The organism is Nocardiopsis sp. NPDC049922, from assembly GCF_040660275.1.
Lineage (GTDB): Bacteria > Actinomycetota > Actinomycetes > Streptosporangiales > Streptosporangiaceae > Nocardiopsis.
The window spans coordinates 1-15,190 of the sequence record NZ_JBFAME010000039.1; the positions used below are offsets into that span (position 1 = coordinate 1).

The window sequence follows — 15,190 nt, forward strand, 5'->3', positions numbered from 1 at the left end:
AAGCGGCGTATCGGGGGTGCAGGGGGATGACGTGGCCGGTCCTGGCCGGGATCGGGAAGGTCGAATCGAACCACGCCGCCGGACACGAGGTGGCCTCCTCGGGGAAGGTGGATCCGCCGATCACGGGTCCTCGCCTGGACGGGTCGGGGGCTGGAGGCAACACGACACCGCACACCGACAGCGACCAGGGGGTGTGGGACGGGGACGTGGAGTTCGACCGGGCGGTGGGCCCCATGCAGTTCCTCCCGTCCACGTGGGCGTCCCACGGCCTGGACGCGACCGGTGACGGTGTCGCTGACCCGCACAACGCCTTCGACGCCGCGTGGAGTGCGGCGGTGTACCTGTGCGTCAGCAACCCGGACGCGGAGGTCGTGGACTTCGGTGATGAGGACGATCTCGAGGTGGCGCTGGGGCGCTACAACCACTCGGCGTCCTACGTCCAGGAGGTGAGGGGGCACATCGGCGTCTACGCCGAGTTGGCCGCCGACGCGGCCCCAGGTCTCGGTTCGGGGGTGGAGGCCACCAGTGCGCAGGGCCGGGTAGCGGTGGAGTGGGCTCTGGGCCAGGTCGGCAAACCGTATCTGTGGGGTGGGACGGGGCCGGGGGCGTTCGACTGCTCGGGGTTGGTGATGCGGGCGTGGGAGGCGGCCGGGGTGGGCCTTCCGCGTGTGACCACCGACCAGGTCAACACCGGAACGCGCGTGGCGCTCGACCAGGTGCGGCCGGGGGACCTGTTGTTCTACGACACCGGAGCAGGCAAGTCACCCTCACACGTGACGATGTACGTCGGTGACGGGCAGATGGTCAACGCCCCAGGAACCGGCCGGAGTATCAGGGTGGAGCCGGTGGCCGGTGACTACTACAGGGCCCGGTTCGTCGCGGCCGTCCGCCCGGGCTGACAGGTCCCCCAACACGTCGTGGGCGCGCCCATCTTTTTCGGGTGCCATGACTTTTCTGAACCATCCGGGTTGAAACTTCTCGCGAGTATGGGGAAACATCAAAACCGCTGGTCAGCCCGGGTGAACACGACCAATCCCAATTGAACGGTTCCATTCGTATGTCTGAAATGGGGTCATTTGCCATGCCCGTGAGTGTCCTGAGAAACACCCGCCTCGACCTGCCCTCGACGGGGGCTGACACCGGATAGCGGAACCGATCGCGTCGTGCCGGGTGGGGTGAGGAAGCGCAGCCTTGAGGCGAACCCCCGGGGCCATTGACACCCGCTCCGCCCAACGCACAAAAGCCACGAAGACAACCCAAATGGAGAAGCCGCCTCGGACGGTGATAGCAGCACCGTCCGAGGCGTGATCCGCCACCTGAATGAGCAGGAGGAAGATCTATGAGCCATGGTACGGGTCGGCACCGCAGGCGCCGACAGGGATGGGCCAGCCGTGCGCGGCGGGTCGTGGGCACGGTACTCGAGGCGATCGTCGGGAAGAAGCCCGCGCCGCCGTCACGCCCGGCCCCGTCGACCAGCACGACGACCTCGCCCTCACGGCCGGAACCCGCGAACCCGCCCACTCCACCTTCGCGCCGTGAGCCGGAGTGGGTCGGGCGCTACGAGCAGGCGCGGCGCACGCACGCGGATCGGGCGTGGGACCTGTTCACCCAGGGCGAGGCGGAAGCCTCGGCCGACACCGTGGTGGAGTTGCCGGAGTTCGGGTGGTGTGTGGACGATGACGGGGTGCGGGCGGTACGCCCCTACCTGGTCGCGCACGAACAGCGCCAACGCGCCCAGCGGCGACGAACGTCTCCCCAGAGCTCCTTCCAGCGGGCATCCACACCCCACGCCTGTGACCAGGGTACTGATTCGGGAACTCCTGGCGAGTGGGACGAATTGGCGGGGCTGATTCGTCAATGGCACACGCAACGTACGCCCGTGGCCTGAAAAACGAGCGGTGATTCGGGCCTGTCTCCTCACCGGGGGCAGGCCCTTTCGCGTGCCTCGCCTTCGTGTTTGTGCTGGTAGAGCGTGCGACATCGGATCGCGGTGGTTCTCTTCACATTTTTGGTCACGGTGAGTATCCGGAAACTGGTTGTGAGGTGACTCTGGGTGTGGTTAGTGTCACTCATCGAAAGCGCGGCGTTGGGGTCGTGCCCGGTGAGGATTCGGCGGTGAGGGATGCGCGTGCCTGTGACGGGTTGGGCTGCGGTAGCGGTGGTGGTGTTGGTGGGGTGCGCGGTCCAAGAGAGCGATCCCATCCACGAGCCGACGCCCACGCCCCCGACCCTCACAGCACCGGCCAGCCCGTCGCCGACGGTCGAGGAGGCGGCGGTGGATGCCTACCTCGGGATGATGCGGGCCTTGGTCGACGGCTCCTTGGAGGGAGCCGAAGACCACCCGGATCTGGAGGTGCACGCCCGGGGGCAGGCGCGTGAGCTGGCAACGGACATGTTGGACGGCGCTACCGCAGCGGGGGAGCCCGTTCTACGCCCAGAAGTGGCGGAAATCGACATGGATTCCGATCCACCGAAGGTCGTGATCGAGGACTGCATGGACAACACCGCATGGGTGCTGGAGGGCCATCCGGCTCGCGATACATCGGAACGGAATACGAGGCTGTACGCGGCCACGGTGACCCTGGTTGAGAACCAGTGGAAAGTCGAGGAGCTATGGCTGGGGGAGCAGGGCGCGTGCTGATTCACACACCGTCCAGGGTGCTCCTGTGCAGCGTATGGGCCGGAACGTGTCTGGTCGTGTTCGCTCCTGCCGCCTGGGCTGATGATCCCGGATTCGACGGGCACACCTCGTGTGCGAACGGCGCGTGCAGCGTCACGGCCCACGCACCTGGCCGTGTCCCGGCGGCTGTCGAAGGCCCCTCGGGTGGAGGCCGTGGGGAGGGGAGCGAGGGCACCGGCCCGACCTGTGTGTCGACGGACATGGCGTTCGCGCAGTCGAGGGAGGAGGGACCGCTGGGCCGCTGCGCGGGGTTGGTCAACAGGACCAGCGGACCCGAGTTCGACCCCGCCGCGCTGGCTGAGCAGGCGCGGTCGAGGATGCGGCTGCCTGAGCCCGCCATCGGGACCGCGCCGCCTCTGGGCAGGCCGAGGTTCGTGAACCTGCCCTCGTGGATGTGGGTCGACGAACAGGACTGGGAGCCAGTCAGTGCGACCGCGTCGGTCAGTGCTGGGTCGGTGACGGTGGTCGCCTCTCCGCGGCGGGTGGTGTGGGACACCGGTGACGGTCACGAGGTGGTGTGCGAGGCGCCGGGCACGGTGTTCTCCCCGGACGTCTATCGGGAGGAGGGGTCTCCGGACTGCGGCCACACCTACACCACCCTGCCTCCGGGCGGGGCGGGGGCGACGGTGGACCTGGTCGCGGTGTGGGAGTGGGCGGTGTCCTGGTCGGCCTCGGACGGGCGGGGCGGGGAGCTGGCGGACCTGACCACCGCGTCGACGGTGGCGGTGCCGGTGAGTGAGATCCACGCGGTGGTCACCGACATCCGCTGACAGCACAGACATCACGTTGAGGTGAAGGGGGAGGGATGGTCGCGCTCGCGAATCCCAAACAAACCGATCGGAAAAATGAAGAAAGCCAGGAGGCCGGTGGGCGGGAGTGGGAGTCGGTGCGTCTGGCGGCCGTCTCGCGTCGCCGGTGGAAGTGGGCCCTGCTCGCGGCCGGGTTGATCGGTGCGGGAGGCATGGCCGGGGCGTGGACCGGGTGGGTGTTGGATGACGCGCGTCCGGTCGCGGTGCTGGCGGCCGATCTCCCGGCCGGGCACGTGCTCACCGCGTCCGATGTCAGGCCGGTCGAGATGGGCGAGGTCGAGGGGGTGCGGCTGCTGTCCCCACAACAGGTCCAGGGGCGGGTGTTGACCCGGCCGACGTTGGAGGGGTCTCCGTTGGTGGACGGTTCGGTCGGGGAGAGCGTGGTGTGGCCGGATTTGGGGCGGGCGGTGGTGGCGGTGCCCGTGTCCATGGTGCCGCACGGCCTGGAGGCGGGGGCGACGGTGGACGTGGTCGCCCCCACCGGTGGCGACGGCGGTGCGGATGCTTCGTTGGGTGCGGTCACGGGGTCGGTGCACCGGGTCGTACCCGCCGAGGACACGCTCGGGGCCGGGGAGCGGGTCGTGGAGGTGGTGATGTCTCGGGACCAGGCCACCTATGTCTCCCGGGCGGTGGCTGAGGCGCCAGCGCAGCTGTTGGTCCTGAACCCGTACGAGGACGTGCGGGCGGTCGCGGTGGTGGGGGGTGGGGAGTGATCGTCGCGGTGTGCTCCCTGGGTGGGGCTGTGGGGGTGACGAGTCTGGCGACCGCGCTGGCGGCGTCCTGGCCCTCGTCCCCGGTGACGGTTCCGGTGTTGGTGGAGGCTGATGCCTCTGGTGGGGATCTGGCGGCCTGGCACGGCATCGACCTCCATCACACGGACAAGGGGTTGGTGTCGTTGGCCGCTGCCTCCCGCACACCAGCACCAGCGCCGGTTCCGGTATCCGCTGATGCGTGGGCGGAGGCGGGGGTCGAGGGTGCGTCGTCGGCCCATACCCCGTTGGTGAACCACGCGGTCGAGTTGCCGGGTGGGCTGCGGGTGGTGCCCGCTCCGGCCGATCCGTTGGAGGCGGGGCGGGCGGTGGACATGTTGGCCCACAACCCCGCCCTGCTCCGGACCGGGCGGGTGGTTGTGGTGGATGTGGGGCGGGCGGTGCCGGGGTCCGCGGGGGCGTCCCTGGTTCGTCACGCCGACACGGTCGTGGTTCTCACCGATCCGGGCGATGTGGGGCATGCGGCCCGGTTGCGGGCGTGCGCCCCGATCCTGGCCTCCCTGAAGGAGGGCGGGACACGGGTCGGTCTGGCCGTCACCGGCTCCTGCCCGCACTCCGATGGTGAGGTGTCGAAGGTGGCGTCGGGTTTGCCGGTGTGGGCGCGGATCCCGCACGACCCTACGGGGGCGGGGCTGGTGCGGGGCGAGCACCGCCCGCCGACCCGGTTGCGGGACCGTCTGGCCGCGTGGTGGTCCGAGCGTCGTGATCCCGACAGTTTGGAGTGGGTGCCGTTGATCAGGGCCGCCAAGTCCCTGGCGGAGCTGTGCGACGACTTCTCGGGCCTCGGCCTGCCCCACGAGAAACACAGCGGCTCGCCCCACGGGGAACACGGTGTCGGAGCGTCCGGGGACCAGCGTGACTCGACGGTGGTGAATGTGGCGTGACGACGATGAACGACCTTCGGCCCCTTCCATCCTCTATGGAAGCAGGGGCGGAGGAGGTGTCCCTTCGGGCTGCCGCGGTGGCTCTTGCCGGCCGGGTCACCGAACAGCTCATCACCACCCCCGGCGAGGCGGCGGATGAGGACCGTGTGGCCCACCTGGTGAGCAGGTTGTTGGAGGAGCGGGCACGCACCGCCCTGATCCAAGGCACATCAGGGCTGGCACCGGCCGATGAGGCGCGGCTGCGGCAACTGGTTCTGGACCATGTTCTGGGGTTGGGGCCGTTGGAGGAGCTGCTGGCCGAGCCGGGCGTGGAGAATATTCACGTGATCGGCAACGATCCGGTGGTCGTGGACTTCGGCGGGGGACGCCGCCAGCGCCGCCCGAGCGTGGTGGATACCGATGCCGACCTCGTCGCCTTGGTGCAGCGGGCCGCCGCCCGCGCCCCGGGTGGGGAGCGTCGCTTCGATACGGCGGCGCCGATCCTGTCCATGGAGCTGGAGGACGGGTCCCGGTTGTCGGCGGTGATGCCCGGGATCGCGGCCCGCCCGAGTGTCACGATCCGGCGTCACCCTTCCCGGCACCTGCGGTTGAAGGACCTGGCCCGGTCGGGGATGGTCGACCAGACCGCACGCGATCTGCTCATCGCGGCGCTCCGGGCCCGGGCGAACATGATCATCTCCGGGGCCACGAACGCGGGCAAGACCACCCTGCTGCGCGCCCTGTTGGGCACGGTGGACGGCGAGCGGGTGATCACCATCGAGGACTCGTTGGAGCTGGGGCTGCACCGCCACCTGCCCGACGCGGACGTGGTGGCCCTGCAGGGGCGTCCCCCGAATGTTGAGGGTGTGGGTGAGGTGACGTTGGCCGAGTTGGTGCGGGCGGCGTTGCGGATGTGCCCGGACCGGGTGATCGTCGGGGAGACCCGGGGCCCGGAGACCCTCGCGTTGCTGAACGCCATGAGCATGGGGACGGACGGGTCGATGTCCACCATCCACGCCTCGTCCAGCCAGCAGGTGTTCGCGAAGCTGGCCGCCTACTGTGCCCAGGCCCGGGAACGGTTGACGCCGTCGGCGACGGCGTCGCTGGTGGGGACGGCGGTGCACTTGGTCGTGCACATCGACACCGCGCCCACGGGGGAGCGGGTGGTCACCAGCGTTCGCGAGGTGGTGGGTTCGGAGGGCGAGCAGGTCATCTCGAACGAGCTGTACACCCGGTCCGTCGACGAACCCGTCGGGACTGTGGTGTGTGCTCCGAGTGGGCTGGTCGGCCAGCGCCTCGTTCGGGCTGGGTACACGGGGCGGGGGTGGGCGTGATGACGCCACCTTGGGAGTGGGGGATCGTCAGCCTTGCTTGCGTGGGCGCGCTGTACGGGGCGGGGATCGCCTGCGCCGCCTACGCGCTGACCCTCGTCCCCTGGCGTACTGTCCCCGCCACGCCTCGCCTCCACCGTTGGACCACGCTTTTGGCCCAGCGCCGGTTGTGGGTGCGTGCGGCGGGCGCCGCAGTGGCAGGGGTTCTGGTGGGTGTGGTGACGGGGTGGCCGGTGGGGGTGGTGCTCGCCGCGGTGGCCGGGTGGTGGATGCCGGTCTTGCTCGGCCCTGACACCACGGCCCGCGCTGAAGCCGACCTCGCCGAGGCACTCGCTTCCTGGGCCGAGCAGCTGCGCGACATGATCACCGGCGCCTCCGGTTTGCACCAGGCCATCACCGCCACCGTGCCCGTGGCCCCGGACCTGATCCGTGGCCAGGTCCGGGATCTGGAGGCCCGGTTGCGCGCCGGGCAGTCGATGGAACAGGCAGTCGGGGTGTTCGCCCGGCAAGTCGATGCCGATCTAGGGGATCTGATCGCGATCACGCTGACCATGGGCGCCTCCCGGCAGAGCGGGGACGTGGCCGGGGCGCTGTCACGGTTGGCGGAGGCTGCACGTGAGCGGGCGACCACGGTGGGCCGAGTGTCGGCGTCGCGGGCCAGGGTGCGTTCCTCGGTGCGCATCATCGCCGCCGCGACCACCCTCATGCTGGTGGGGATGGCCGCGTTCAATCCTGCCTTCCTCCAGCCGCTGAGCACATTCACCGGCCAGCTCGTGCTTGCCCTGGCCGGAGGGTTGTGGGCGGTCTCGTTCTTCTGGATGGCCCGGTTGGCCGCACCGGTGAAGGTGCCGCGCTCCTTCCGCCCCGCCCCAGTTGACGCCGTTGCGGTGGGAGGTGGTGTCAGGTGAGTGCAGCCGTGATGTCCGTTACCGGGGCCATGCTCGGTGCGGGAGGGTTCGTCACCGCCTACGCGCTGCGTCGCCCTTCGTTGGTCGAACGCCTCACACCCCGCCGGGCCTCGAAACCGTCGGCTCCTTCCGGACAGGGGTGGGCGCAGCGGGTAGGTCATCGTGCGGGACACCTTCTGACCAGGGTGGGCATACCGGGTCAGGTCATGTGCCGGACGCTCGCGGTGTCGGGTGCGTCGGTGGAGGCGTATCGGGCGGAGAAGGCCGCCGCCACTGGGATCGGGCTCGTGTTGGGAACGGTCCTGCTCTTCGCGGGCAGTGCGACGTTGCCGGTGCCCGCGATGGCCTGGCTGCTCGCCGTGCTGGTCGCGGCGGGGTGCTTCCTGGCTCCGGACCTGGCGGCGCACCACGCGGCGAGCGAGCACCGCGCGGAACTTCGGATGGCCACCTCGGCGTTGGCGGACCTGGTCGTCATGGGGTTGGCGGCGGGCGCCGGAACGACCGGCGCGGTCACCACCGCCGTGGAGTGCGGGCACGGCCGTGCCCCGGAGCGCCTTCGCCAAGCGGTGCATGTCGCGTCGCTGCGCCACCAGCCTCCCTGGGAGGGGCTTGAAGTGGTGGCCGAGGAGACCGGGGTGGGCGAGCTCGGTGAGCTGGCCGGGTCGTTGCGGTTGGGCGGGGCCTCGGGGGCGCGCACCCGCGCCTCGTTGACCGCGAAGGCGACGTCGTTGCGGGCGCGTCGTCTGGCCGAGGCCGAGGCCGCCGCGCACGCGGCCACCGAACGCATGACCCTGCCCACCATGGGTCTGGTGGCCGGGTTCCTGCTGTTGATCAGCTATGTCGCCCTCACCCACGTGATGGCCGGTTTCTAGACAGGGAGGGCTCCTGATGAAGGAACGCCTTCGGCGTGCCCATGGGTGTGTACGCACGTGGCTCATGCCGTCACGCAAAGCGATGTCGGATGCGGGGTCGGCGACCACGGACTGGATCCTGATCATCATGGTGTCGATCACCATCGCCACCGTCGTCGGAGGCATCCTCGTCACCGAGTTCACCACGGCGGCCGAGTCCATCGACCTGGGGGTGGCCCGGTGAACCCGCCACCCGTGCGCCGCCGCAGCGGTCGGGGTTGGGGGAGAGGTAGTGACCGGGGGAGCGCGGAGCCGTTGTTCATCCTGCCGATCGTGTTCGTGATGGTCGTGGGGGTGGTGCAGGTGGGGGTGTGGGCGCATGCCCAGCACCGCGCCCAGGCGATCGCCTCCCAGACCCTGGCCGCGGCCCGCGCCTACGACGGCTCTACCGCGTTGGCTCGCGAGCGGGCTGAGCAGGCCCAGACCCAGCTGGGCGGCAGAGTTCTGCGCAGGGTGGAGGTCGAGGTCGACCGCACCGTCGAGGCCGCGCGGGTGCAGGTGACAGCGCGAAGCGCGAGTCTGCTGCCGGGGGTCGGTTTGCCGGTGTCCTCGGAGATGTCCGGCCCGGTCGAACACCTCACGCCATGAAGGTCTGGCGGAGAGGGCTGCGGCGGGGCCGTGACGATACGGGGAGCGCGTCGGTGGAGCTGGTGTTGCTCGTCCCGGTGCTGGTCGTGGTCCTGGTGCTGGTGGTGATCGCTGGCCGTCAGGTCTCGGCGGCTCTGATCACCCAGGACGCGGCCTCGTCCGCCGCGCGGGCCGCCTCGCTGCAACGCGACACGGTCTCCGCCCGCGCCCAGGCACGGTCGACGGCGCAGCGGGAGCTGGCCGATCGGGGCGTGGCCTGCAGCTCCTTCGCCGCCACTGTGGACGTTCCCCGGTTCGAGACAGCTGAGCAGGTTCGTGTGGAGGTGGAGTGCACGGTCACCGTTATCGACCTGGGCGGCTTCGGCGGGCAGCGCACCCTGCACTCCACCGCCTCCTCACCCGTTGACCCCAACCGAGGACAGACACCATGACCCGACTGGCAGAACTGTGGCGACGCGGGGATCAGGGGCAGGCGTCGGTGTTCCTACTCATGCTCGTGCCCGTCGTGATGATCGTGTTCGCGCTGGTGTGGGAGGCGGGCCAGATGCTGGTGGCGAAAGCGGAGCTGTTGTCGGTGGCGCATTCCGCGGCCAGGGCCGGGGCCCACCAGTTGGACGGCGCGGCGAGCCTCGCCGGAGGCAGTCCGGTCTTGGACGCTGCCGAGGCCAGTCAGGCCGCCCTCGACCACCTGGGCTCAGCAGGTTTGGGCGGGCAGGTGGTCGTCGAGGACAACCGGGTGGTCGTGCTGGCCCACACCACTCACACCCCTGACCTGTTGCCGATCGGGGCGCGCGAGATCGAAGCGGAGGCCGCCGCTGCGGCGCTCCAACCCCCGCTGGGGTGATGCCGCGCCAGGCTGCACCGCCCATGCCCGGAGAGGCAGGTCCGATGAGAATCGAAGGGAAGAGGTATGCCGCGAAGCGGGTGGTCCGTGGCGGGGGAAGTGCTGGTCACGGTGGCCTTGTTGGTGGGGCCGCCGTGGTTGGCGACCCGGTTGGAGTGGCCGCTGGGCCCGGACACCACCTGGGTGTGGTTCGTCCAGTACCTGCGCGGGGGGAGCCTGCCGGACGAGGTCGTGCTCGCGTTCTTCGTCGTGTTCCTGTGGGGGGTGTGGGCGGCCCATCTGGTGGTCGTCGCTTTGGATGTCGTCGCCGCGGTGCGGGGGTTGGTGCCTCGGGTGGGGTTGGTGCGGCTGGTGTGGGTGTTGGTGGCGGGGGGTGTGACCGCGACTTCTGCCCAGACCGCGGCTGTGGCGGCGCACACGACGGACGCGGTGGCCGAAGCGCCGACCGTGGCCGACACGTCTCCCGCCCAGGAGACCTCAGCAGTGTGGGAGGAAGCGAAGCCGCAGGACGTCTTCGACCGCACCAGCGTTCTGGCGGGGTTCGCCTTCGACTCGGCCGACCTCACCCCAGAGATGGCCGAGTCCCTCGAACCGACGATCGGCCTGATCGCCGACTTCGGGCACCGGGAGGAGCCGGTCGTGGTGATCGGGCACACCGACCCGATCGGCACCCCCTTCTACAACCAGGGTCTGTCGGAGCGCCGGGCCCTGGCGGTCGCGGATCATCTGGCTGACCAGTTGGGCGCCGACGTCGAGATCCAGGTGGTCGGGAAGGGTGCCGCCCAGCCCCCGTCGAGTCCTCGTGCCTCGTATGGGGAGTATCGGCGGGTGGAGATCTCCTACACCGTCCAACGCCCTACGCCCGCCCCGGCTGCCGTGCCCGAGCGGTCAGCGGCCTCTGAGACCGAGACCTCCTCTTCCAAGACCCCCTCAGAAGCGTCCCCTGGGACGGTCCCTGTCACGGAGCGGGCGGGGACGCGTGTGGTCACCGCGGCTGAGGAGAACACCGTGCTCGATCTCGCCGGGGTCGGGCTCGTGTCCGGGGCGGCCGGTGCGGGGGTGGGGTACGCGGTCGGACGGCGACGGGCATCGGCGACGCATCGCAAGCCAGGTGCTCGTGGTGGGCCCACGGATAGTCCCGAGGACCGCTCGGCGGACCCTGGTGCCGACGACGCCGCGTCGGGCCAGGAGAACCTGGTGCGCCACGATGCTGAAGGGCTCGCCCGTGGCGTCGTCGACGACGGTTACCTGCTCATCGGCGACAAGCTTCGGGTGAACAGTGTCGGTGGTGTGGCGTTCGTCGGAGCCCACGCGGCGCGCGTGCTCGCGGCCCTGGTCACAGATCACGCCCCCGGGCCCGTCATCGCCACCCGCGCGGTCGCCACGGCCCTCGTAGCGGAAGGCACACCGCTGGGGGGTGTGCAGGTGACCTCCGACCTTGCCCAGGCACAGGTCGCGGCGGAGGTGGAGCTACTGGCCCTGGCACGCCACCAGGACGAGCACGGCGACGAGCTCGGCGCGCCCGCAACTTCGGCTCCTCAGTCTGTGCTGGTCGTGGTGGAAGCAAGCGACCTCGACCAGGGAGCGCCCACGGCGCTCACCGCCACTGCTGGGGTGGTGGTGAGCGTGCTCGGCGACATCGACAACGTCGGGGCCACGGTGGACTGCGCCGACACCCACCGGGTTCGGGTTCGTACCCGTCAGGGGGAGGTGACACGCAAGGGCGCTCTGCGGTTGTGGAGCCCACCACAGGGCCACGACGAGGACATCTCTGTCGACCAAGCACCCCCACCTGCCCCGGAGCACACCCGAGGAACAGAGGCGGACGAGCCCGACCAGGTCGAGGAGGAACAACCCGAGGGCAGCGTCGGCCACGAGCCCCGTTCCGCGCCGGACCACGATCCCGGCCCGGGCAAGGACGAGCTCCATCAGGACGAGGAGGAACAGCCCACGAGCCCGGCACTCCCAGGAACGGATCCACATCCCGAGCCCCGGCTGCGGGTGCGGTTGTTCGCACCCGAGCCGGAGCTCACCTTCGACGGTGAGCCCGTGAGGGGGCTCCGATCGGTGGCATGGACCCTGCTGTCCTTCCTCGCCCTACACCCGAAGGGCGCTGACAACGCGCAGATCACCCAGGTGTGCTTCGCCGACTCTGACTCCACCAAGGCCGCGGTGGATCGGCGTAACGCCACCAGTAGCCTGCGCTCCGTACTACGCCCCCTAATGGAGTCCCCCAAGGAACAGATCATCGTGCACGAGAACAGTCGGTACCGCCTCGATGCCGAGCTCTTCGCTGTCGATGTGTGGGAGTTTTCAAGGACGGCATCCCTAGCCCGCAAGGAAGGGTCAACCGGGAATCTCGCGTACGCGGATAAACTTGCATCACTTCACTCCCAAGTCCTTCTGGGAGGGCGTGATGAAGAATGGGTGACTCGGGCCAGGGAGCGCTGTATTCGGGAGGCGGTCAGTGCCTGCGTCAGGCTCGCCGACGCCACTGACTCCAGCTCGAAGAAGATCAGGTATCTGGAAAAAGCATGTTCGTTTGACGAATTCAACGAGCCGCTGTACCAGCGTCTGATGATCGCGCATCAGGATAACGGCTCACCGGAGGCCGCGAGTCAAACCTACCGATCGTTGAAGGACAAGCTTGCCTGCCTCGGTGAAAAGCCCAGTCCGGAAAGTCAGCGCATCTTCCAGGAGTGTGTCGCTGCCGCACCGGAGGGCGCCCAGGCCACCTCATGAGGCTGGGCCCGTCGGTCAAGTGAACACGATTTGAATCAGGGCCAACAGGTGGGCCATCGAGTGGGCCAACACCTGGGCCGTCCCTGTGGCCCACCCCTCCACGGCCATATGCGCAGGTCAGGGGTTGTTCAGATGGGCCAACGCGTGTCCAGACTTATACCCAGTGGGTAGTCATCTTCACGTAGGGGGCGCCCGGCCCCCTCCTTGTCCGGGGCGGGCCCGGCCCGCCCCGCCCCCCGCTCCGCCCCTCCTCTCCCCCACCCACCCCTCCCTCTCTTCCCAGTCCCCACTATTCATGAAAAACAACCAGAGGCACACAACACCCGTTGTGTGCCTTTTTAATGATCACCCAGATCAGCCGCGCGCATGAAAACAATGATCGCCCACCCCCGCCTCGGGCATGCCCTCACGCGCGTACGCGCGCGGGCGCGGTTCCTCCCTGTGGTCGCGCGGCGAAAAGTTCCCGCGAAAAAGTCCGCGCCACGGTTTGACAACCCCGCCCAGCCCAAGTTCCTATTGGGCTGCTCCCCGGGGCGGAACACCGGTTCCGGGGCGGGCGGAAAATTCTTCCGCGACGCGAGTTGACAAACCCGCGTCACCCAAGGTCACCTTGGGTTCCGCCCCGGAAACGGGCACCGTTCCCGGGGCGGGCGAAAAAAGGTTCGCAACACGAGTTGACAAACACCGGTCAACCAAGTGAACCTCGGACCGCCAAACGCGAACACCCGGCAATTCTAGGGGGTTTATCTAATGCGCACCATGCGCACCATGCGCACCATGCGCACCATGCGCACCATGCGCACCATGCGCACCATGCGCACCATGCGCACCATGCGCGCTATCGCGGTGATAGCGGGGCGAGTATTCGCACCGCCCCGACCGACGACGGACGCCGAGCTGGCCAACCGGGCCCGGGCCCAACGGGAACGGGAGCTGGCCAGCGACTACGAGGAGGCGATCGTCCGGGAGCTGGCCGCACGGGGGAGGGCGGCGCACCTGTACCGCACCCAACCGGCGAGCCCGGACGCACGACGGGCCGCTGAGGACCACGTGCGGGCGGAGCGGTACCGGCAGGACCTGGGGAGTGTGCTGTTCCAGCTCCACGCCCACCGCACGATGCCAACCGGTGTACGGCGCTGAATCCACGACCACGACGAAGGAGAACGTGATGACCAACAGGCCCACACCTGGGGTGTTCGGCTCGGACATGATCTGCCCGGAGTGCCTGGAAGGGGTGCGCGACCTTCCGCCCACCGACTGGGGGCCGAGTTGGACCAGGCCGGAGTTCAGCCACCAGGACGACACGGAACTCTGCCCTGACTGGAGCAACGACTCCGGGTCGCACAAGGGCGGGCTCAAGCCCCTGCGGCCGGTCGTGTTCGTGCCCCTGAAGGAGTTCACCTCGGCCTGATGAGGCCGGTCTGAAGGCGGTCACCTTCAGACCGGCCCCACCGAAGACACCCGCGCCCACCGGACAGGTATCCAGCCTCGGTCGGCTGGGCGCGGGCCCTACACAACAACCCATGAAAGGGAGTGTGCTGTGAGCACGAGTATGCACTACATCAGCCGCATCGAGGTCAGGGCCGCGCATGTCGCCCGGATGCGTGATGTGGGACCGGCCAGCCTCCTGGTCTGGAACGAGGCCTCCGGGCGGGTCCAGGTCCAGTTGCCCACCGGTCACCTGGACGAGCTGACCATGATCATCGCCCCGGGGCGTGGCCTGGACACCCTCACCGAGACTCGTGAGGACAACGACGAGCCCCGTGACGACTTCGCCCTGGCCGAGGACCTGACCGACATCGCCAACGACTGGCTGACGGAATGGGCCCTGGTCAAGGCGATGACCCCGACCCTGGCCCCGATCCGCCACAGCCTGGACCAGCGAGGCGTCTACCCGGCCGGTCCCGTGCACACCTACGGCGGGGACGGGTCTGTGCCCACCATCACCGACACCTACGCACGCCCTGACGGCAAGGCGCAGGTTCAGGTCACGGTCCCGCTCGGCTACGCCGAACCGGTACGGCTGCGTACCCACGTGTTGCCGGAGTACACCACGGTCAGCGACTACGGCCTGGCCTTCGACGCGGCCACCGTGCCCAGCGCGATGATCACCGCCACCCTCACCGCGATGGTGACTGCGCACCTGGACGTGTACGACCACCTGAACGGCTAACCGGGCCGCACTTTCGGGGCCACCCCACCTCACGAGGGTGGCCCCTCCACCCCAGACCGCACACCTCGCGCCGGGCGCTGTGTTCGGCGCGCCCACACGAAGGGACTCACCGTGACGATCATCCGTACGATGCGTGACCGGTTCGCCGACGAGGAGGTCACCATCCCCATGCTGATCGACCTGCGTCAGTCCGGGCCGGGGACCCTGATCACCGCCGGGCTGAACCAGAACATCATCGAGCTCACCCGCGCCCAGACGCTGGCCCTGGACAACCGAGCCAACGTCATCCTCTACGGCCACGGCGACTTCGCCTGCGACCTCGACCACTACGACGGCGACCTCGACATGATCGCCTACAGGTTGACCGAGCAGATCTGGGACTGTCTGGACAACTGGGCCCACCGCACCATGCGCACCGGAGCCCTGGTGCGACGGTTGCGCGACGACATGTGCCTGAACGGGATGGACGTGAACCACCGACCGAAGTACGAGCGCACCGACACGGGGCTGACCACGGTCACCGACACCTACACCTTCCGCGACGACCCCAGGATCACCTTCACCACCTGTG

At 69.2% G+C, this 15,190-nt stretch carries 17 protein-coding genes; all 17 read left to right on the top strand.

All coding sequences use genetic code 11. The features are described 5' to 3' along the window. The coding region (locus tag AB0I72_RS27945; RefSeq protein WP_358573986.1) for an NlpC/P60 family protein at positions 1-899 on the top strand (899 nt) is incomplete at its 5' end. A gap of 1,376 nt (positions 900-2,275) precedes the next feature. Continuing rightward, positions 2,276-2,641 (top strand): hypothetical protein, encoded by a 366-nt coding sequence (locus AB0I72_RS27950; RefSeq protein WP_358573989.1) that lies wholly within the window; start codon positions 2,276-2,278, stop codon positions 2,639-2,641. Positions 2,642-2,880: 239 nt separating this feature from the next. Continuing rightward, on the top strand, positions 2,881-3,450 hold the full coding sequence (locus tag AB0I72_RS27955) for a hypothetical protein (RefSeq protein WP_358573992.1): 570 nt from the start codon (positions 2,881-2,883) through the stop codon (positions 3,448-3,450). A gap of 35 nt (positions 3,451-3,485) precedes the next feature. Further along, the gene (locus AB0I72_RS27960) at positions 3,486-4,202 is read left to right on the top strand and encodes an SAF domain-containing protein (RefSeq protein WP_358573995.1); all 717 of its coding nucleotides are present in this window, start codon (positions 3,486-3,488) and stop codon (positions 4,200-4,202) included. Between the two features lie 287 nt (positions 4,203-4,489). Further along, positions 4,490-5,143, top strand: a complete 654-nt coding sequence (locus AB0I72_RS27965) for a hypothetical protein (RefSeq protein WP_358573998.1) — start codon at positions 4,490-4,492, stop codon at positions 5,141-5,143. Positions 5,144-5,220: 77 nt separating this feature from the next. Then, complete coding sequence (locus AB0I72_RS27970) at positions 5,221-6,456, top strand: ATPase, T2SS/T4P/T4SS family (protein WP_358574001.1); 1,236 nt, start codon at positions 5,221-5,223, stop codon at positions 6,454-6,456. Between the two features lie 41 nt (positions 6,457-6,497). Beyond that, positions 6,498-7,361, top strand: coding sequence for a type II secretion system F family protein (locus tag AB0I72_RS27975; RefSeq protein WP_358574003.1), 864 nt, complete (start codon positions 6,498-6,500; stop codon positions 7,359-7,361). Between the two features lie 206 nt (positions 7,362-7,567). After that, positions 7,568-8,233 carry a hypothetical protein gene (locus tag AB0I72_RS27980; RefSeq protein WP_358574005.1) on the top strand — a complete coding sequence of 222 codons (666 nt, stop codon included), beginning with the start codon at positions 7,568-7,570 and terminating at the stop codon, positions 8,231-8,233. 64 nt (positions 8,234-8,297) lie between these two features. After that, on the top strand, positions 8,298-8,456 hold the full coding sequence (locus AB0I72_RS27985) for a hypothetical protein (RefSeq protein ID WP_358574006.1): 159 nt from the start codon (positions 8,298-8,300) through the stop codon (positions 8,454-8,456). Next, positions 8,453-8,860, top strand: coding sequence for a TadE/TadG family type IV pilus assembly protein (locus AB0I72_RS27990; protein WP_358574007.1), 408 nt, complete (start codon positions 8,453-8,455; stop codon positions 8,858-8,860). The genes AB0I72_RS27985 and AB0I72_RS27990 overlap by 4 nt, the downstream gene beginning before the upstream one ends. Before the next feature lie 53 nt (positions 8,861-8,913). Further along, positions 8,914-9,291 (top strand): TadE/TadG family type IV pilus assembly protein, encoded by a 378-nt coding sequence (locus tag AB0I72_RS27995; RefSeq protein WP_358574009.1) that lies wholly within the window; start codon positions 8,914-8,916, stop codon positions 9,289-9,291. Continuing rightward, the gene (locus tag AB0I72_RS28000) at positions 9,288-9,704 is read left to right on the top strand and encodes a pilus assembly protein TadG-related protein (protein WP_358574011.1); all 417 of its coding nucleotides are present in this window, start codon (positions 9,288-9,290) and stop codon (positions 9,702-9,704) included. Before AB0I72_RS27995 ends, AB0I72_RS28000 begins: the two co-directional genes overlap by 4 nt. A gap of 231 nt (positions 9,705-9,935) precedes the next feature. Further along, positions 9,936-12,446, top strand: a complete 2,511-nt coding sequence (locus AB0I72_RS28005) for an OmpA family protein (RefSeq protein WP_358574014.1) — start codon at positions 9,936-9,938, stop codon at positions 12,444-12,446. Positions 12,447-13,205: 759 nt separating this feature from the next. Then, on the top strand, positions 13,206-13,586 hold the full coding sequence (locus tag AB0I72_RS28010; RefSeq protein ID WP_358574016.1) for a hypothetical protein: 381 nt from the start codon (positions 13,206-13,208) through the stop codon (positions 13,584-13,586). A gap of 28 nt (positions 13,587-13,614) precedes the next feature. Then, on the top strand, positions 13,615-13,857 hold the full coding sequence (locus AB0I72_RS28015) for a hypothetical protein (RefSeq protein WP_358574018.1): 243 nt from the start codon (positions 13,615-13,617) through the stop codon (positions 13,855-13,857). Between the two features lie 129 nt (positions 13,858-13,986). Continuing rightward, positions 13,987-14,619 carry a hypothetical protein gene (locus AB0I72_RS28020; protein ID WP_358574021.1) on the top strand — a complete coding sequence of 211 codons (633 nt, stop codon included), beginning with the start codon at positions 13,987-13,989 and terminating at the stop codon, positions 14,617-14,619. A 111-nt stretch (positions 14,620-14,730) separates the two neighbouring features. Then, a partial coding sequence (locus tag AB0I72_RS28025) for a hypothetical protein (protein ID WP_358574023.1) occupies positions 14,731-15,190 on the top strand: 460 nt, incomplete at its 3' end.

What these genes read in the sequence shown, in the direction of transcription:
- AB0I72_RS27955 (WP_358573992.1), top strand. Translation starts at nt 2,881, where the DNA reads ATGGCGTTCGCGCAGTCGAGGGAGGAGGGACCGCTGGGCCGCTGCGCG.
- AB0I72_RS27960 (WP_358573995.1), top strand. Translation starts at nt 3,486, where the DNA reads ATGGTCGCGCTCGCGAATCCCAAACAAACCGATCGGAAAAATGAAGAA.
- AB0I72_RS27980 (WP_358574005.1), top strand. Translation starts at nt 7,568, where the DNA reads ATGTGCCGGACGCTCGCGGTGTCGGGTGCGTCGGTGGAGGCGTATCGG.
- AB0I72_RS27985 (WP_358574006.1), top strand. Translation starts at nt 8,298, where the DNA reads ATGCCGTCACGCAAAGCGATGTCGGATGCGGGGTCGGCGACCACGGAC.
- AB0I72_RS28000 (WP_358574011.1), top strand. Translation starts at nt 9,288, where the DNA reads ATGACCCGACTGGCAGAACTGTGGCGACGCGGGGATCAGGGGCAGGCG.
- AB0I72_RS28010 (WP_358574016.1), top strand. Translation starts at nt 13,206, where the DNA reads ATGCGCACCATGCGCACCATGCGCACCATGCGCACCATGCGCACCATG.
- AB0I72_RS28015 (WP_358574018.1), top strand. Translation starts at nt 13,615, where the DNA reads ATGACCAACAGGCCCACACCTGGGGTGTTCGGCTCGGACATGATCTGC.